This window comes from Flavobacterium ovatum, assembly GCF_040703125.1.
GTDB classification, from domain to species: Bacteria; Bacteroidota; Bacteroidia; order Flavobacteriales; family Flavobacteriaceae; genus Flavobacterium; species Flavobacterium ovatum.
In genome coordinates this window covers 94,153-114,164 of record NZ_CP160035.1, presented here as the reverse complement: position 1 = coordinate 114,164, position 20,012 = coordinate 94,153, and the positions used below count along the sequence as shown (strand labels likewise).

At 34.0% G+C, this 20,012-nt stretch carries 12 protein-coding genes; 1 reads left to right on the top strand and 11 read right to left on the bottom strand.

The annotated features are described in order from the left end of the window. Positions 1–45: 45 nt before the first annotated feature. Positions 46–1,401 (top strand): NAD-dependent succinate-semialdehyde dehydrogenase, encoded by a 1,356-nt coding sequence (locus tag ABZP37_RS00425; protein ID WP_366184732.1) that lies wholly within the window; start codon positions 46–48, stop codon positions 1,399–1,401. A 156-nt stretch (positions 1,402–1,557) separates the two neighbouring features. Here the strand turns inward: ABZP37_RS00425 and ABZP37_RS00420 are convergent, their stop codons facing one another. The 11 genes from ABZP37_RS00420 to ABZP37_RS00370 form a co-directional block, all read right to left on the bottom strand. Then, entirely contained in the window at positions 1,558–2,271 is a 714-nt protein-coding gene (locus tag ABZP37_RS00420; RefSeq protein ID WP_366184730.1) for a DUF4369 domain-containing protein, read from the bottom strand. A gap of 48 nt (positions 2,272–2,319) precedes the next feature. Further along, the gene (locus ABZP37_RS00415) at positions 2,320–4,176 is read right to left on the bottom strand and encodes a peptidase M61 (RefSeq protein ID WP_366184729.1); all 1,857 of its coding nucleotides are present in this window, start codon (positions 4,174–4,176) and stop codon (positions 2,320–2,322) included. 94 nt (positions 4,177–4,270) lie between these two features. Next, complete coding sequence (locus tag ABZP37_RS00410; protein WP_366184727.1) at positions 4,271–4,549, bottom strand: DUF2805 domain-containing protein; 279 nt, start codon at positions 4,547–4,549, stop codon at positions 4,271–4,273. Between the two features lie 178 nt (positions 4,550–4,727). Then, positions 4,728–5,618: a DMT family transporter gene (locus tag ABZP37_RS00405; protein WP_366184725.1), complete on the bottom strand. Its 891-nt coding sequence runs from the start codon at positions 5,616–5,618 to the stop codon at positions 4,728–4,730. Positions 5,619–5,680: 62 nt separating this feature from the next. Then, on the bottom strand, positions 5,681–6,847 hold the full coding sequence (locus ABZP37_RS00400; protein WP_366184723.1) for a DUF1501 domain-containing protein: 1,167 nt from the start codon (positions 6,845–6,847) through the stop codon (positions 5,681–5,683). A gap of 10 nt (positions 6,848–6,857) precedes the next feature. Next, positions 6,858–8,243 (bottom strand): DUF1800 domain-containing protein, encoded by a 1,386-nt coding sequence (locus ABZP37_RS00395; protein WP_366184722.1) that lies wholly within the window; start codon positions 8,241–8,243, stop codon positions 6,858–6,860. 117 nt (positions 8,244–8,360) lie between these two features. Beyond that, positions 8,361–8,765 carry a DUF2721 domain-containing protein gene (locus tag ABZP37_RS00390; RefSeq protein ID WP_366184721.1) on the bottom strand — a complete coding sequence of 135 codons (405 nt, stop codon included), beginning with the start codon at positions 8,763–8,765 and terminating at the stop codon, positions 8,361–8,363. 135 nt (positions 8,766–8,900) lie between these two features. Further along, positions 8,901–9,158 (bottom strand): T9SS sorting signal type C domain-containing protein, encoded by a 258-nt coding sequence (locus ABZP37_RS00385; RefSeq protein ID WP_366184719.1) that lies wholly within the window; start codon positions 9,156–9,158, stop codon positions 8,901–8,903. A 138-nt stretch (positions 9,159–9,296) separates the two neighbouring features. Continuing rightward, positions 9,297–9,830, bottom strand: a complete 534-nt coding sequence (locus ABZP37_RS00380; protein WP_366184717.1) for a hypothetical protein — start codon at positions 9,828–9,830, stop codon at positions 9,297–9,299. A 54-nt stretch (positions 9,831–9,884) separates the two neighbouring features. Beyond that, complete coding sequence (locus tag ABZP37_RS00375) at positions 9,885–15,365, bottom strand: ice-binding family protein (RefSeq protein ID WP_366184715.1); 5,481 nt, start codon at positions 15,363–15,365, stop codon at positions 9,885–9,887. 711 nt (positions 15,366–16,076) lie between these two features. After that, positions 16,077–19,856: an ice-binding family protein gene (locus ABZP37_RS00370; protein WP_366184713.1), complete on the bottom strand. Its 3,780-nt coding sequence runs from the start codon at positions 19,854–19,856 to the stop codon at positions 16,077–16,079. Between the last annotated feature and the right edge of the window lie 156 nt (positions 19,857–20,012).

Below are 20,012 nucleotides of genomic sequence, written 5' to 3'. Positions count from 1 at the left end.
TGCATCAATTAATGTAAATTTAGTAATTATATCACATATCTCGTTATGAAATTTAAAAGTATAAATCCTTATAACAATAAAGAAGTTGGTCAATATACGGTGTTAACTAAAACAGAATTAAATTATAAGTTGGATAAAAGCCTAAGTGCTTTTACATCTTGGCGAAAAGTTCCAATTAGTGAACGTTGTCAACTTATAAAAAGAGCGGGACAAGTGCTTCGTGATAATATAGAAGAATATGCTCAAATGATTACGATGGAAATGGGGAAGCCCATTGTGGAATCTAGATCTGAGATTTCCAAGTGTGCTTGGGTTTGTGATTATTACGGAGATAATGCGGATGCCTTTTTAGCGAATGAAATAAGAGATTCGGATGCTTCGAAAAGTTTTGTAAGACACGATCCAATTGGAGCTGTTCTGGCGATTATGCCATGGAACTTCCCTTTTTGGCAAGTATTTCGTTATGCTGCGCCGACGCTAACTGCTGGAAATGTAGGTTTGTTAAAACACGCGTCAAATGTACTAGGTTGTGGGGGATTAATAGAGGAAGTATTTACCAAAGCTGGTTTTCCTGCAGATGTATTTCAAAATTTAATCATTACTCACCAAGATATAGAAACGATTATTTCACATGATAGTGTTAAAGCAGTGACACTGACTGGAAGTGAAAAAGCAGGTTCTGCAGTAGCAGAAATAGCTGGTCGGTACCTTAAAAAAACAGTTCTAGAATTAGGGGGTAGCAATGCTTTTATTGTATGGGAAGATGCTGATATCGATAAAAGTGTTCAAATTGCTTTGACAGCCCGCATGCTCAATTGTGGACAAAGTTGTATTGCTGCTAAGCGATTTATTCTTGTGGAGGGTATCTACGAAGAATTTGTTCAGAAGTTTACGGAAGCAGTAAAAAGATTGAAAACAGGTGATCCCATGGATGATAATACTACCGCTGGTCCGCTTGCACGTGTTGATCTTGCCGAACAACTGGATAAACAGGTTAAGAATTCTATCAAACAAGGCGCTAAATTAATGTTGGGAGGAAGTCAAAATGGATGTTTCTATGAACCTACAGTTTTAATAGATGTTATTCCTGGAATGGATGTTTTTGATCAAGAAACCTTCGGTCCTCTGGCCGCAATGATAAAAGCGAAAGATATAACACATGCTTTCGAGCTTTCTGAGAATTCACAATATGGTTTGGGTGTTACCGTTTGTACACGAAACATCGATAAGGCAATTGCACTAGCCAATGAAGTGAGCGACGGTGCTTATTTTATAAATGAATTGGTTAAGTCTGACCCTCGACTGCCCTTTGGAGGCACAAAGAGATCTGGATATGGACGCGAATTGGGTAAAGATGGAATGATGGAATTTGTGAATAGGAAAACGGTTTATGTCAAATAGTAATAATTGTAAACATAACAAAAATTGTCCTCTGTGCTATAATATACATTTGGTTCTTGCCTTCAAAGTGATTTACTTCTAGAATTTTTTTTAAAAATTACATTAAGTTTTTTTTATAAAAAAAACCTGCTTGATTGAGCAGGTTAGAAAATGTAATTATTTGTTTTTATTTTTTATTTCGATAACATAATTGGTTAGTTTTTTGCCGTATAACGATTGACCTACTTTTTTGGACATTGTTTTTTGGATTGTATCTAAATATTTAAGATTTATATCATGAATCTCAGATAAAACAATGTACGGACTAGCCTCAGCGTCTTTATGGTTTAATGCAAAGTTTGCCGTATATAGGTATCTACGTTTGGTGTTTTGTTCAATTTTATTATTGATGCTGTCTAGTTTTGAGATATTTTGGAATTTAGTAGCATAAAATTTCGCTTCTATTAAGTCTAAATTTTCATCGTTAAATTTAGATGCTAGTTTTTTGTATTCCTCATATATTTCCTGGTTTTTGGAGCCAGTAATTTTTGCAGATGATAAGTAAGAATCTAATTCAGTTTGGATATTAATTTTGCCTGGTTCGGCAAAGAATAAGATATTATTATCAAGAGAGTTTGTAACACCTCTATCTAAATAGAGATACAACATTTCTGGAGAATCGATATTGATACTACTTTCAAAATTTGATTTACCATCTATGTTAATGGTGTCAATTATTACTAATGCGCTATCATTGTATCGTTGTATATAAAGTGTACCATTCTTTAGACCTTTAATGTTTCCTGTGATTTGTAAATTGTCACTGCTTTCTTTTTTAGCACAAGCTGCAAGAACTAGTACTGAGGTAATTGTTAATATTATTTTTTTCATGTATTGTATTTCTTCTAATTTTATTTTTTAATAAGTTTTTTTTTCCTTTTACTCTTTTAACCAAGAATTTTTCAATTTTTCTTTATTCGTATTTGTTGTTTTGAATGTTTCTCCGTCTTCGTAAGGTAGATTTACTTTTCCCGTTATGATTTGTTCTTTCCCATTACGTTTTATTTTTAAGGTAATAGTGTCGTTTTGTTCCCAGGTTTGACTTTTGTCTAGTAGGTCATAAATATTATCGAGGTTGTAGGCTGTGTTGTTTATACCTACTATAATGTCCTCTCCTCTAAGGTTTAACTTTGTAAAGAATTCATTTAATTCAATACCAGGAAGTACTATGATTTCTTTGGTTTCTGGAATTATATTGATATACGGGGATTGACCTTTCATGAATATTGGAGCCACTACTTTTTCGATTGTTGGAATAACTCCAACTCTGGATAAATAATCATTATAGGATATAGGAGTAGGACCTGATACATGCGTTTTCAAGAAATTACCAACTTCAGGATAGGTTAGTTCTGTAATTTTATCAAAAAGCTCGTCGTCGTTGAATGGCTTTGTAATACCGTATTCTTTAGATAATTTTTGCATTAAATCTAAAATTCCTCTTTCTCCATTGCTCTTTTCTCTTATAATAATATCTATACACATGGCTATAAGTGTCCCTTTTTCATAAACATTTAAGTATTGTTCTTTATATGGGCTTACAAGGACATTTGCACTCATGGTTGTAAATGGCATGTTGTCATTTAAAGTTTTAGCACGCTCTATTTTTTCGGCTATTCGGGAGAAAAACTCCTTTTCAGTAATTAAACCTTGATTGATTTGGAATAGATTAGCGAAATATTCCGTTACTCCTTCGTACATCCAGAGGTGCTGCGACATTTTTGGAGCATTATAATCAAAAAATTGAATTTCTTTTGAATGAATAGTTAAGGGGGTTACAATGTGAAAAAATTCATGTGAAACCACATCTTTCATTTGGTTAATTAATTGATCTACTGGCATAACTTCTGGAAATACCACTGTGGTAGAAGTAGGGTGTTCTAAAGCTCCAAAACCGTGTGCGTCTTTAGTTTTAATATCAGATAAATAAAGTAAAACAGAATATTTTTTAGTACTGTTTGTGTTACCTAAAAACTTTTTTTGAGCAGTCATCATGCTTTTCATGCTTGGCGTAATACTCTCTGCTGTTATTTTTCCAGTGGGAGAATAGACACTTATTAGTATTTCCATTCCATCCACAGTGAAAGTAGTGAAATTAGGTTTTGCATACATGATAGGATTTTCGACTAATTCTGAATATTTTGATGTAATGAAAGTATCACTAGTGTCACTAGCGTCTAGGTCTATCATTGAGGTTGATCCCCATAATTTTGCTGGGTGAGAAATTTGGATTCGATAAGGTGTAGTCATCAAATTTGAAAAATATCCAACAAAACAATGCGTGTTTAACATGATGTTTTTGTTTGCTAGAATATTTGAACCCGCCGGCGAAAATATGTCACCTTCTCCAAACTCAGTTCCTTCTTCAGTGTCAAAAGTATCGTTTACTAGATAGCTAATTTTAGTTAACGACTTTGCGTTTTTAATAGACCATGAATTGTCATCAGTTTTGGTAACAGCTAATTGATTTCCATTTTTATCATAAGCCTTAAATCCGTCAATATATTTCCCGTAATTATCGATAGAATAAGTGCCAGGGATTATTTTTGGTAAAGAAAAAACGATCTCTTCTATTGTTATTTTTGGAGGAGTAAGGGTTACTAATACTTTGTCATCTTTAATATCTTTAAGATTAATGTTGACTTGTATTTCTTGTTTTGAGTATTGATTAGTAATAGCAGTTTTACAACTCCAGAACAAAGTAGTAGCTGTAAGGATTAAGAATATTTTTTTCATTTTCAAGATATTTCTTTTACCAATAGTTAGGAATGTGTATTTTACTACTGGTTAAAAAAAAGCACTCCTGTTTGGAGTGCTTTGGCTAAAATTATTAATCTAATTTGTTTTTTATATAATATTTCCCATCCAAATCTTCGTCAAAATCATCAATTTTAATTTGTTTTGGTTTTGGTTTATTTGCAGTTGCTTTTTTCTTCCACATTTCAAATTTTTCAAGAGGCATCTTTTTCTTCATGATTTCCAAAACATCTTTTTCTTCTAGACCAAATTCCTTTTTGATAATTTCAAAAGGATTTTTCTCTTCTAGAGCTAATGTAACAAGTTTTTCTGTTTGTTCCCAGTTCAGTTCTTTGCGGCTACTCTTTTTCATCACGTGAAAATTAATTCAAATTGGTTTTTAATGATTATTTAGATTATTCTATTTATATACCAATATTAATGAAAATTATAATTGGTTGTAGTGAAACGATCATTTTTTTTATAAAAATTATTAGATTTTAGGTTATAGTTGGTCTTTTGGGCGTTTGTTTTTACTAAAACAGGATATTTTAAGTTTTTTTGTTGACATTCATCAATATGACAGCCATAATAATGAGTAGAATTCCCATCCATTGTGAAGGTACAACTTTTTCATTTAAAAGGAAATAAGCCATTAATACAGAAACGGGTAATTCTATAGAAGAGACAATACTTCCTAGGCCAATACCTGTAAGCGGAAAGCCTGCATTCATAAGTAGTGGCGGTATAATTGTACCAAAAAAAGATAATACTAAACCCCATTTAAAAAAAACATTAAATTGGAAGGATGTATTTTGATTATAAAGCGCGAATACAAATATGATTACTGCGCCTCCAAGAAGCATATATAAACTGCGTTGCACTGTTGAAATAGAAGTGGCAACACTATTGGCGGTAAACATTGTTATAGTAAATGAGGTAGCTGCTAGTAATCCAAAAACTATCCCTATCCAATTGAGTGCTATTGATGTATTTATTAGATTTGTGGCTAATAGTGTTCCTAATAAAACTATTAAAACTGAGATTGTTCTTTTAGGAGAAGGAAGTTTTTTTGTCAAAATCATTTCTAAAATAACACCCATCCATACCGTTTGCATTAATAGAATAATTCCAATCGAAACAGGTACATATTTGACTGATAGGTAATAAAAGATGGTTGTAAACCCCATGGAAGTTCCCGCTAACATTAATTGGAAAATGTTTTTCTTGGATGTTTTTAAAGTTTGATTTTTATTTCTGCTTTTTTGAAACCCATTAATTAAAAGTAATCCTATGATTCCTAAAATGAATTGAGATGTAGTAATTTCTGCGGTGGTGTATCCTTCTTGGTAAGCCATTTTAACAAATGTGGCTAGAACACCATAGCTTATGGCTCCAGATCCAACTAAGAAAACCCCTTTTAATACACTATTTTTAAACATTTTTATTTTAATTACAGGGTAAAGATAGGGGTTTTGTTATTAGGTTAACAATCGTTTTTTTTTTAGAATATACCGTTCAATGGTTTGTTTTTAATACCAATTTTCGTGTAATCAAAATTCAGTTTTTGTTGTAAAATAGAAGCATAAACACTTCTAAAGTCAATTTCATATTTTAAATCTCCATTATCTAAATCGGTTAGGTTAGGATTATTTCCAAGCACATTTCCTTTATTATTACCGCCAATGATAAACATTGGAGCTGCTTTTCCGTGATCTGTTCCATTTTTGTTGTCTTTAACACGGCGACCAAATTCAGAAAACACTACTACAGTCACATTTTGGAGTAAATTAGCTTGCTTTAAATCTTCGTAAAAACTATAAATAGAATCATTCAACTCCGTGAGTTTATTTTTATGTGTAGGCAATTGATTGTCATGTGTGTCAAAACCGTTTAGAGAAGTATAATATACTTTCGAATTTAAGTTTCCTTTTACTAAACGAGCAATCCATTCTAGATTTTTACCTAAACCTGATTTCGGATAACTAGCTTCTGTGGTTGATTTAGCTAATGCTTTTTGAATTTCATCAGAACCTTCAATTACGGAGTCGGCAATTTTTCGAACAAAATCTAAAGAAGGATTTTTTGATAATTGAGCATTATCTTCTTTGTCTTTTTTGATTTTAAATCGAGTAGGGTCTTTTACGGTTATAGAATTTGGTTCTTTACCTTTTAACGATAAATTGTCTGTGCTGTCAATATTTATCCCGGCAATAGGGTTGTGTTCTTTACACTGTAAGTCTAAATAACGGCCGAGCCAACCTTCATTGATGTATTGATTTGAAGATGAGGCAGTTTGCCATATTTCTTGAGAGCGAAAGTGAGAACGATTGGGTTCTGGATACCCTACATTTTGCAATACTGATAAATCTCCGTTTTGTTGCATTTGAGCAAATCCTTTTAATGCAGGATGAAATGCCATTCCCTTATTACCACCCACAACTTCATCTTTTGAAAGGGCAATTTTTGGACGTAAAAAATAATAGTTAGGATCTTCAAACGGTATAAAAGTGTTCAGCCCGTCATTTCCTCCATTTAGTTGTACAAAAACCACACTTTGGTCTCCAATAATTAAGTTTTGTTGCGTGCCAAAAGCATGTAGAAAATCAGGTAGGAGCAATGAACCACCAGTGAAAGTTCCCGTTAAGGCTAAAAAATTTCTTCTGTTCATGATGATGGTTTTAAATTAATTGAAATTCAGGTAGTTTTATCATGGTATTGAATAATCTCAAAACGGCTTGATCTGCATTTTTTGCATTTTCATCAAAATCATATTTTAGAATAGATTCAAAATCTTTTTGAGTGTTTTCTTCCACTTGAAACAAAAGTCTATCAGACAACTGACTTATAATTTGCTTGTTGTTGCCTTTATTCCAGTCTAGACGAACCTGTTGCTCTTTGGTTTTCGAACTATCCATTTTAGAATTGTCTTTTAATATTTTCTGATTCAATACTTTTCCATTAGTTAACATGTACGACAGATTGTTGCGTTGCAAATAAACTTGTGAAGTAAGCCATGATCTTCCGCCATCCCATCCTTTTACATTGGGTTGATTGAATAAATCCATATTTTGTTGCCTTAGGAAAAAAGCTAAAAAATTATTGTTTTTTATTTCGATGTTTAACTCAGAAATTAATTGTAAACTGTATTCTAATGGGTTCTTAATTTTGGAACCCGCTGTGTTTTTATCAAACTCTTCTGTGAAAATTTTCATCAATAAAGGTTTGATTTCAAAATCTACCGACCTGAAATAATCTCCATAATAAGTAACTAGTTTTTCACTTGGTTCATCGTAAATAAACCATTTTAGTATTTTGCGTGTTGCAAAATAAGGCATGCTTTTTTGTTTGAAAATGATGTCGACCATCTCGTCAATTTTAAAAACTCCCTTTTGACCAAAGTAAGTGATTGGATCATTGTCCATTTCGGGTTTGCGATAGACTGCTTTTTGTTCTCCAACATTCAATCCTGCCAATCCTTTTGCTCCGTTTTGGACGTCTTCTTCGGTGTAATTACCAATTCCAATGGTGAAAAGCTCTAACAATTCCCGACTCAAGTTCTCGTTTATTTTTCCTTTTTTATTGTCGGTATTGTCTAAGTAACGTACCACAGCATTGGACTGTACAATTTGCTTAGTCAACTCTCTAAAATTACCAAAAGCATTTTCTCGAATGATTTGATTGTGTTGAAAAACCCAATAATTAACTTTTACTTTTTGATACGTGGCAACATAATGATTTTGCCAAAAGCAAACCATTTTTTCTTTTAAAGGAAATTCATCAGTCATCATTTTATTAATCCACCAAGATTTCATCGCGGTGTTGGTATCGATGCCTTCTTTTTGGATTTCTCTTAATACTTCTGGACCTCCATCTTTAGCTTTTTTACGTAATTCTCGTAAATCTGTATAGCTTTTCGGACTACTGTCTAGAAGGCTTGGAATGGATTTGTCGAACGGTACTTGGAAAGATTGCTCCAAGAACTGTTTGATTCCTGATTTTTCAATTGCGAGAGCTTGTTTGTTGGAAAAACCTAAGCGTAGCGACCAAAGTGAATTACGATTCATAATTGTTTTAGATTTCAGGTTAATAGTTCTGTTTTAATAAAAAAAATGAAATCGTCTTTTTTATAGAACAGTTTGGTTAATTGGTTGCTTTATAGGATGCTGAAATATAAAAAAGGTTTAATCAATGGAATTGTTTTTTATGATGCCACTTAAATGTACCCGTAGTGCTTCAACCGAAATGTTAATCTCCCAAAAGGAAAGTCCCAATGAAATTAAAAGTCCTAATAAACTAAATCCGAAAAAGTAGAGCGCTGTTTCTTGTTGATTAATAAATAAAAGTAACATTGCAAATACAGATAAAAATAAACTGCATACACCAAATAACTGCATATAACGAATAAGTGTTAATCGTAAATTAAGGTTTTTTATTTCTAATAAAATGGTGTTACTCTCTTCTTTCTCATAGGTGTCTTTAAGGCTTCTTATAATGGTAGCAACAGTTAGAAAGCGATTAGTATACGCTAATAGTATTAAGGAAGTGGCAGAGAATAATAGGGCAGGAGTTTCTATTTGTAAGTTCATTTATTGAATGTTTTATAATTATCAAAGTTCGTAATTCTTGGGTAAAAATCACGGTTTATATAAAATAAAAAAAGCTGCAGGTACTAACTTTACAGCTTTTAGAATAAATTTAAATTATTTTTTATTTCGATATTTTTAATATAAAACTTTAGTACTGACTACTTTTTTATTCTGTAATACTGTTTTTATAAATATGGGTTGGTGATTTGAAGCCAGATCAGGTATTAATAATTCAGTATCGTTGATATTGATTTTTTGATAAATTTCTCTTCCTGATACATCATAAATAAGTACTTTGTCTCTTGTTTCAACTGTAGAAATAATGTTTATCTGTTTGTTTTTACTAGAAACTAAAACGGTATCTTGTTGGGTACTGAAATCTTTGGTTCCCAAGCTTTTATTTGTATATAACAAAACAAAACGGTCATTAAATGTTCCTGTAGCTGTTGTGAAAATGTAATTCCCTTTTTTTAAATTAAAAATGGGAGTATTAAGTTGCCGTCTACCAAGGTTCAGTTGTAGATATTGATCTCAATTCACAGCCAAACTCGTTGTTGAGTTATCATTTGAATTACTTGCATTTCCTTGTGAAACATTGAGTAGAGGAGAAGCACAACCGTCACATAATTTAGGATTGTAAGCTGTAATATATACAATATTTCCTAAAATCACATCGGGACTACTCACCATATTAGCTGCTACAGTAAGCAAAATATCTCCAAGTTCAAATGAATCAAAATGTCCTCCTGAATTTGTTAATTTTATTGTGTTGCCAGAGCCAGTTGTTAAACTCAATTGGCTCCACCGGGAGTCACTTTTTGATGCAATTCCTTTAATTTCAGCATAGGCACCAACGGTAATAGTAACTCGTAATGAGTTTTCAACTATAGTTCCGTTACCATAATTACCAACATTAACAGTCAACGTTCCTGTAGAGCCTTGTAACACACTTGCAGGACTCATTAATATTCCAATTCCTGGATCTGCGTTGTTTTGTGAATATCCTTTCGTTAAAAACATAAATACAGTAAAAAATAACACTATTAATTTATTTAGATTATTCATGTTCTTATAGTTTAGTAATGTCATTTTTTATAGTAGTTTTAAATATAATGATAATTATTGAGCTTCAATAACAGTACTGTAAGTGTTATTGTAAGCCTGACTATCCGATCCTGAACCATTTACAATTGTAATTGTAATTGGTTGCGAAGTTTGAGTTGGTATATTTGGTTTACGTTTTATTGTAAAACCAATAGCTGAAAATGTATTTATTCCAATTATAACTGATGATTTTAATGTCATTGTAATAAATAATGAATTTTCAGTTAGTAACCAATCATTATTATTAACTGGAATACCCCCAATCGCATTTGAAGTGCTTGCCGTAGCTCCAAAGGTAATAGTAAATGCAGATTGTTTTGAGATCTTAAGAACTACTTGCCCGTCTGATAGTCCTTCTTGAATTTCAGATATATTTACAACAAAATCTTTTGTTGATTCGTCAGCCGAAAATACTAAACTATCAATATCTACTGTTGGAGTAAAGTCGGGTGATTTTCTGAAAACTTCTACGACTACTTCTGCTTGGTCACAATTGGTTGCATTTAGTTTTTCACAAATTTGATAAGTTAACGTATAAGTACCAGCTGGAGTATTTGGAACCACATCTAGAGACCCGTCAGCATTTAATATTAAATTATCATTAGGAGTAACCGTTGTTAAATTAATTAGATCAATAGTAAGCGCTGATCCATTTAAAGTGGCGTTGGTTAAAACATTTACTACGTTGGTTTTACCAGCAGCTCCATTAATTGGTTCAATAGTTGCTTTATTAGCAAATATGGTTCCTATTGAAATGGTAAGTACATTAGTATAACTAACTGTACTGATACAGTTTTGCACTATTGCTCGAATATAAGTTGTTTCAGTAGGAATTCCAATTTCGAACCCTTGTAATAAGGCATAGTTGCTGCTAATGTCTATTGGGTTTGTAAAATTAAGAGTTGTTGATTTTTGCCATTTTGAAACTGGACCATTATTTTCACTTATTGTAATGTTTTTAGGGAAATCACCAACAAGAATATTTTGATTAGCAGATATTATTCCGGGAATTGTGTTTTGAATAATTTTAATTACAACAGTTGTTGAATATATAGTTGTGATGCCACTTGCAACGACTGCTCTAAAATAGGTACTAGTAGTTACTTCTCCTATTTCTGATCCAGTAAGTGTTGTAGTTGTGTTAGTAATAGATATTGGGTTTGTAAATATAGCGTCTGAAGATTTTTCCCATTTCAGCACGGAAGATGTGTTCCCTGTTAGCGTTAAATTTGCAGGAATTGTTCCTACGGCTATATTTTGATTGGCAGAGACAATTATACTATTTGTATTAGCAACAGCTGTTAATGAGCTATTAGATAAAGTTACGGCGCCAAAATTGGTGTAAGCATGGCCATCTAATGTACAATTAGCGCCTAGACTAATGATGCCATTTTCACAAATGAATGTTCCTTTTAGAATTGCATTTGCGCCAGCACTGAATGCACCGTTTATATTCCAAAATACATTTGACGCTGAAGCTCCATTTGACAATTTAATTTCTGCTCCAGCTGCTAATGCTAATGCTCCATTAATCTTAAATACAAATACTGCATTTGGATTGTTTTCAGCATCTAATGTCAATACACCTGCCATTGTTGAAGCTATTGCAATTTGATAGACACCAGCTGTAACTGTTTCTCCTCCTCCAAAAGCGGGAGGGTGAGTTGAATTCGTTGTTGGAATTGCTTTGACATTACTAAATAGTTCAAATATGTAATTGGCACAACTAGCCGTCAAGTTATCTTGTGTGTGTAATTTAGGGTCTGACATATTTGAGAAGCCGCTTATAATTCCAGCATTCGTACCAATATTACCAGTAAAAGTAGAGGTTCCAGCATTTGCAATCGCTCCAGCTGAAGTAAATAGTAAAAAAGTTTCTGCAGGCCCTAAATTAGGTACAATAGTAGCGTTTGAAGTGGTTATTTTTACAATATTAGAACTTGTTACTGCTCCATCGATTAGAGTTACTGCTCTAAAATAGGTTGAGATATCTAGTACTCCAATGCAGGAGCCGCATAATTTTGCGGAATAATGGGGAATATCTATAGGATTATTAAAATCTGCAGTTAAGGAACTTTGCCACTTTATAATAGGAGAAGTGTTTCCTGTTATTATCAAGTCTGCAGGTATTTCATTAACAGCTATTGTTTGACCTGCACTCAATAGCATGGCGTTCGTTAAATTCAACTTTGTATTTGTTACCGTTATTGCTCCGGCTAAAGTAAATACGTGACCATTGACGCTACATCCAGCTCCAATTCCTACTATTCCTAACTGAGATATAAAAGTCCCTGTTAATTTAGAGCCAGCACCAACGGCTAATGCCCCATCCATGATCCAAAAAACATTTGAAGCTGAAGTTCCATTTATTAATTTGATATTTGTTCCTGCAGTTAATGCAAGTGCTCCTGGTATTTTGAAAATAAAAACAGCATTTGAATCTCCTCCGCCGTCAAGAGTTATCGTTCCAGCCATTGTTGATGCAATTGGAGTTTGATATACTCCTGGAGCTAATACTTCTCCATCAGCAAAAGCGGCTGCATGATCAAATGTTTTAGGAATAGCTTTTAGGGTGCTGAATAATTCAGGCAAATAATTAGCACAAGCTGCCGTTAATGCATCTTGAGTATGAAATAATGGGTCTGACAAATTAGCGAAACCTACTATAGCTCCCGAATTTGTCCCTACATTACCGGTAAAAGGTGTTAATCCATCACCTGTAACAATCCCATTACTTGTAAACAATACAAAAGAAGCCGCTGGTCCTAAATTAGGTGCGATTGTAGGTGTTGTAATTGTAATCTTAGCTGCGTTTGATCCTGTATTAGCGCCATCCAAAGTCGTTACCGCTCTGTAATAGGTTGATAATGACAAAACTCCTATTGAAGCTCCCGTTAATGTAGTGGTTGTATTGGCAATATCTGTAGGGATGTTAAAATCAGCAGTTAAGGAACTTTGCCATTTAATTATGGGCGTAGTATTTCCGGTAACCGTTAAATTAGCGGCTAATGTTCCTGGTGCTATCGATTGGCTTTCGCCCAATATCATTGAGTTGGTTAAAGTTAATTTAGAACTTGTAACTGTTACCGCCCCCGAAAGATTAAAGATATGACCACTTAAGGTGCATCCAGCTCCAATGCCTACAATTCCTGATTGACAGATAAAAGTACCTGCTAAAACTGAATTTGCTCCAGCTGCAAAGGCCCCATCCATGATCCAAAAAACATTTGAAGCTGAAGTTCCATTTGTCAATTTGATATTTGTTCCTGCAGTTAATGCAAGTGCTCCTGGTATTTTGAAAATAAAAACAGCATTTTTATCTCCTCCTCCGTCAAGAGTTATCGTTCCAGCCATTGTTGATGCAATTGGAGTTTGATATACTCCTGGAGCTAATATTTCTCCATCAGCAAAAGCGGCTGCATGATCAAATGTTTTAGGAATAGCTTTTAGGGTGCTGAATAATTCAGGCAAATAATTAGCACAAGCTGCCGTTAATGCATCTTGAGTATGAAATAATGGGTCTGACAAATTAGCGAAACCTACTATAGCTCCCGAATTGGTCCCTACATTACCGGTAAAAGGTGTTAATCCATCACCTGTAACAATCCCATTACTTGTAAACAATACAAAAGAAGCCGCTGGTCCTAAATTAGGTGCGATTGTAGGTGTTGTAATTGTAATCTTAGCTGCGTTTGATCCTGTATTAGCGCCATCTAAAGTCGTTACCGCTCTGTAATAGGTTGATAATGACAAAACTCCTATTGAAGCTCCCGTTAATGTAGTGGTTGTATTGGCAATATCTGTAGGGATATTAAAATCAGCAGTTAAGGAACTTTGCCATTTAATTATGGGCGTAGTATTTCCGGTAACCGTTAAATTAGCGGCTAATGTTCCTGGTGCTATCGATTGGCTTTCGCCCAATATCATTGAGTTGGTTAAAGTTAATTTAGAACTTGTAACTGTTACCGCCCCCGAAAGATTAAAGATATGACCACTTAAGGTGCATCCAGCTCCAATGCCTACAATTCCTGATTGACATATAAAAGTCCCTGTTAATTTAGAGCCAGCACCAGCTGCAAAAGCCCCATCTATAACCCAAAAAACATTTGAAGCTGAAGTTCCATTTATTAATTTGATATTTGTTCCTGCAGTTAATGCAAGTGCTCCTGGTATTTTGAAAATAAAAACAGCATTTGAATCTCCTCCGCCGTCAAGAGTTATCGTTCCGCCCATTGTTGACGCAATGGGAGTTTGATATACTCCTGGAGCTAATACTTCTCCATCAGCAAAAGCGGCTGCATGATCAAATGTTTTAGGAATAGCTTTTAGGGTGCTGAATAATTCAGGCAAATAATTAGCACAAGCTGCCGTTAATGCATCTTGAGTATGAAATAATGGGTCTGACAAATTAGCGAAACCTACTATAGCTCCCGAATTGATCCCTACATTACCGGTAAAAGGTGTTAATCCATCACCTGTAACAATCCCATTACTTGTAAACAATACAAAAGAAGCCGCTGGTCCTAAATTAGGTGCGATTGTAGGTGTTGTAATTGTAATCTTAGCTGCGTTTGATCCTGTATTAGCGCCATCTAAAGTCGTTACCGCTCTGTAATAGGTTGATAATGATAAAACTCCTATTGAAGCTCCCGTTAATGTAGTGGTTGTATTGGCAATATCTGTAGGGATATTAAAATCAGCAGTTAAGGAACTTTGCCATTTAATTATGGGCGTAGTATTTCCGGTAACCGTTAAATTAGCGGCTAATGTTCCTGGCGCTATCGATTGGCTTTCGCCCAATATCATTGAGTTGGTTAAAGTTAATTTAGAACTTGTAACTGTTACCGCCCCCGAAAGATTAAAGATATGACCACTTAAGGTGCATCCAGCTCCAATGCCTACAATTCCTGATTGACAGATAAAAGTACCTGCTAAAACTGAATTTGCTCCAGCTGCAAAGGCCCCATCCATGATCCAAAAAACATTTGAAGCTGAAGTTCCATTTGTCAATTTGATATTTGTTCCTGCAGTTAATGCAAGTGCTCCTGGTATTTTGAAAATAAAAACAGCATTTTTATCTCCTCCTCCGTCAAGAGTTATCGTTCCAGCCATTGTTGATGCAATTGGAGTTTGATATACTCCTGGAGCTAATATTTCTCCATCAGCAAAAGTGGCTGCATAATCAAATGTTTTAGGAATAGCTTTTAGGGTGCTGAATAATTCAGGCAAATAATTAGCACAAGCTGCCGTTAATGCATCTTGAGTATGAAATAATTGGTCTGACAAATTAGCGAAACCTACTATAGCTCCCGAATTGGTCCCTACATTACCGGTAAAAGGTGTTAATCCATCACCTGTAACAATCCCATTACTTGTAAACAATACAAAAGAAGCCGCTGGTCCTAAATTAGGTGTAACGGAATTTTGACCAAAATTTATATTTGGCAACAGTAGAACAATTAAACATATGGCTAAAAAATGTAGTTTTGTTTTCATAATTGTTATATTAATTTTTTATAACCAAGTAAATCTAAAATGAATTAAGTGCTTTAGTTATATTTTTCGATAAATGGTAGCTTAGTTTTTATCTATGCCTTTTTTTGTTCTTATAAAATAAAATAGAGTAGGTATTTCCTCCTCCTTTTAGAATTATGGTATTTGTTAATTTTGATTCAATTGGAATTTGATTAAGCCCTGAAGGGATAATTTTTACATTGCCATAAGAAGTTGCTTGATTTTCTTTACTTTGAAGAGCTTTTGTGGTGCAGTGTAGTAGTATATGCTACGCAGAATATAGTAAAAAGAAGGGCCTGTTTTTGGACTAATTTTTATTTCCAAATTCAAAAATTTTAATTTTGCAATCGTACAAAAATCGATTAATGCCATTTTAATAGTTTCAGTATATTTACTCTTTTATTAGATAAATTTTAATGAACCAATTAAGTAAAAATACGGAAAAGGTTCTGTGCTTAACTTATTCTAGAATTATAATATTATTTGAAATGGAAGTCTTGGATATATCTGAAGGTTTGTTTTTTTTAATCAGAACAATCCTAATGCTGAAAATCAGATAATATTAAGCGTTTAAAACTTACTGAAATTTAAATATTTTAAAATAAAAAGAATTGTCTTTATAAATGATTTCTAACACATGTGAAATTCCGCTGCATTTTAGAGTGAATTAAGTTTGAATTGTTATATCGTTTTTTAATATAAAACTTTGGTGTTAACTACTTTTTTGTTTTGTAATACTGTTTTTATAAATATAGGTTGGTGACTTGAAGCCAGATCAGGTATTAATAATTCAGTATCGTTGATATTATTTTTTTGATAAATTTCTCTTCCTGATACATCATAAATAAGTACTTTATCTATTGTTTCAACTGTAGAAATAATGTTTATCTGTTTGTTTTTACTAGAAACTAAAACGGTATCTTGTTGGGTACTGAAATCTTTAGTTCCTAAGTTTTTATTTGTGTATAGCAAAATAAAACGGTCATTAAATGTTCCTGCAGCTGTTGTGAAAATGTAATCCCCGTTTTTTAAATTAAAAATAATACTATTTAGTTTGTCTTTTATAAACACGGATTGATTTAAGAATGATCCGTCTAGGTGATCAATACTTATTTTGAAATTTCCGTTAATTGTAGTTTTAAACCCTAGAGGCACTTCGTCATTTGTATCGAATGGCCAAGTCTTACCCTGAATTGCTAGATTTTTGTTTGATTTTATGCTGTAAAAATCTACATATTTATTTCCGTCAAAACTTTCTCCATCATAACTATCGTTGTATTCATTTGTAGCTCCAGTTATATATCCTATCAATGTTTGCTTGAAAGCTCCTTGACTATTAGTTAAGTTTAACCAAATTCTATCTTTTTTAATAACTTTTGAAAGTTTAGTTTTAGAGGTAGTATTAATTTTGAAAAACTGAGAATTATTGGATCCTGATGTACCTCCGGCTAAACGCATATTATTGTTAAATTGAACATTTGCATTACTAGTTTTGCTTGTTGAAAAAAAGGCTTGTCCTGCGGCAATTTTACCTGATGGGATCGTCATCATTCCATCAGAAACGGCAGCGACTCCGGCTCCTCCTGTTAAATTATAGGAAGCATAATCATCAGAAGTATACGCATAAGTTCCTGAGCCAGGGTTTGAAATTTGGCTGGCTAATTGAATAGCGGTTGCATGTGTCCAGAAATAAATAGTGCCTTCTAAAATGGACGAGTTTACATTCAAAAATGTATCTGCATCAATAGCTGAAGGATATGGATTTCCTATAAGATTTGAGGTGCCTTCGGGACCAATCGGTATCTCTATTATTCCGTTGTTTGGTTTTCCCAAAAAACTAGTTTCATAGATGCTAGTGGTAGTACTGCTATTGGTTTGAGGCCCTTGTACAATATAACCAGTTCCAATTGACATAATTGTGGATGTTAGTTCCTTTTTCCAATTTTGTGTAGTTGAGAATGCATTAAAGGAATAAATTCTATTGGAAGGCGAATTCGAGAATGCCGTAGCTAAAGTCTGGCCTGCTACAGGAGAGGACCAGTAGGTGTAATCTGAGTTGCGAACTGAAGTAGATTCTCGTTTGTATGTTATATTGTCTGAGTTTATAATAGTTTCATTAATTTGAATTAAACTAGAGTTGTTTTCAAAAGTTAAGGATCCGTCAGAAACAGTTAATCCATTAGTTATTGTCATGGTAAAATCAGGATTAATGATCACTACTGCGCCATTATTAATGGTAACAGAACAGGCGTCAATATTTTCATTAGCAGTATAATCTTCAGTAAAAACAATTGATTTAGACCTTGAAGGTAATCCATTGTCCCATGAAGTACCGTTCCAAGTGGTAAGCGTTGCAATCGAAACTTTTGCAGGAATAGCGTATTTAATAGGGTAGGAGCAGTTTTGCACTACTGCTCTGTAAAATGTGGTTACAGACACAATGCCTATTTCTATTCCATTCAAGATATTTGTCGTGTTTATAATATCCGTTGGAGTTGTAAAATCAGAGTCTGTAGCACTTTGCCATTTGATAACCAATCCATTACTTCCGGATAGAATTAGATTTTCAGGTTGAGTTGCAGAACAAAATTCTTGATTTGAAGAAACTATTAAAGGAATCGTAGCTGGATCAATAGTTATTGTAGCAATGGTAGAATTTTTTGTAGTGCTTCCTATTGTTACGATAGCTCTAAAATAAGTTGTAGCAGGTATATTCCCCATTTTTTCACTGCTAAGTATTGTAGTATTAGAAGCAGGAATAGCAGTAGGATTTGAAAATGTACTATCTGTAGATTTTTCCCATTTTACAACTTCATCTATATATCCTATAAGTGTTAAATCTGTTGGAGATGAACCTAAAGAAATAGTCTGATTTGAGCTAGCAACAACAGGCATTGACAATTTACAGTTTTGTAATCCTATAGCGCCAGCAATCGTGAAAATTCGTCCCTCTACTATACAGTTATTTCCAATAGTGATTGCTCCCGCTAGACAGATGAAGTTGCCTCGCGCTTCAGAAGACGCACCGATATCTAAAGCACCATCAATATTCCAAAATATATTGGATGCAATAACACCATTGGTTAATATTATTTTACTAGACGCTGCAAATGATAATGCTCCTGTTATTTTAATAACAAATAATGAATTTGCATCTCCTTGTCCGTTTAAGGTAAGAGTTCCTCCTAAAGTCGAAGCACTAGCAATCTGATAGATTCCCGGAGTTAATGTTTCACCTGCACCCAAAGCGGCAGCATGACTATTTGTGGTAGGAATAGCTTTTATGGAATCAAATAAGGGCTGTAAGCGATCTTTACAAGCTTGTGTCGAGGAGTCTTGTGTATGCAATAAAGCGGGTCTTGTAAAGGTTCCGGTTCCCGCAAAAGTTCCTGCATTTGTACCTAAAAGCGCATCATTTGTGGAAGTTCCTGCTGCACTAGTAATATCACCAGCTTGTGAAAATAGAACAAAAGAAGCTGTAGCTCCCAGATCAGGTCCTGTTGATTGTGGAATAATTTTGATTTCTACAGTATTAGAATTAACATTTATGCCGTCAATCAAGACTACAACTCTGAAATATGTGGTAGTGCTAAGTGGGCCTATACAAGAGCCTAAAAGGGTAGCCGAGTTTTGATCAATTTTTATGGGGTTTGTAAAATCACTGTTCGTGTCAGTTTCCCATTTTACAATTGGATTACTATTACCAGTCAAAAGTAAATCAGCTGGAGTAGTCCCAATAGTGATTGTTTGGTTTTCTTTTAGAAACATAAATGGTGAAGCTAAGGACATGTTGTCCAATGTGGTTATAGCTCCGGCAGTAGTCAAAATCCCTCCCTCTAATTTGCAGCTTGCGCCTAGACTTATAGCCGCAGTATTAATAAAAGTTCCTTTTGCTTCTACATTTGCGGCTATAGCAACAGCTCCGTCAATTACCCAAAATACATTTTTAGCTTCCGTACCATTCGTTAAAATAATTTTAGAATTGGCACCCGTTGTAAAGGCACCACCTGACCTAATGATAAAACGTGCATCCGGATCTCCTCCACCGTCTAAAGTAAGATCTCCTGTCACTGCTATGGCTCCTGTATTATGATAAATACCAGGTGTAATAGTTGTTCCTCCGTATTCATGCGCTGCAGCAGAGCCTAAGTCAGCCGTTCGGTTGCTTAAGTCATTGTAAAGTAATGCCAAATCCGATGCGCATTGGCTTGTTTTAGTAGTAGACTGGAATAAACCGTAAGGTTGTGTTTCTAAGGTTTCGAATCCACTGAGGGCACCGCCATTAGTTCCTACATTTCCAGCGTATATAGATTTAGTTCCTGAATTGGTAATTGCCCCTGCTGAAGTAAATAATAAAAAATCACTTGTAGTACCCACTACAGGGGCAGTAGGGTTACTGTACTGTGCGAAAGTTGCACTAGCGTTAAGTATAAAGAACGCACTAGTTAGTAGTAGGATTAATTTGGTTTTCAAAAGGGGTCGAATTTAATTATGCAAAATTCGAAAAATGTAAAGTCTTTATCTTCAGTATATTTACGGGTTGTTGTGCAGGTGGTAATTAAAAAAGTAAGTAAAAATACGGAGCGTGTTTCATGCTAATTCACTGTAGAATTATAATATGGAGGCAAA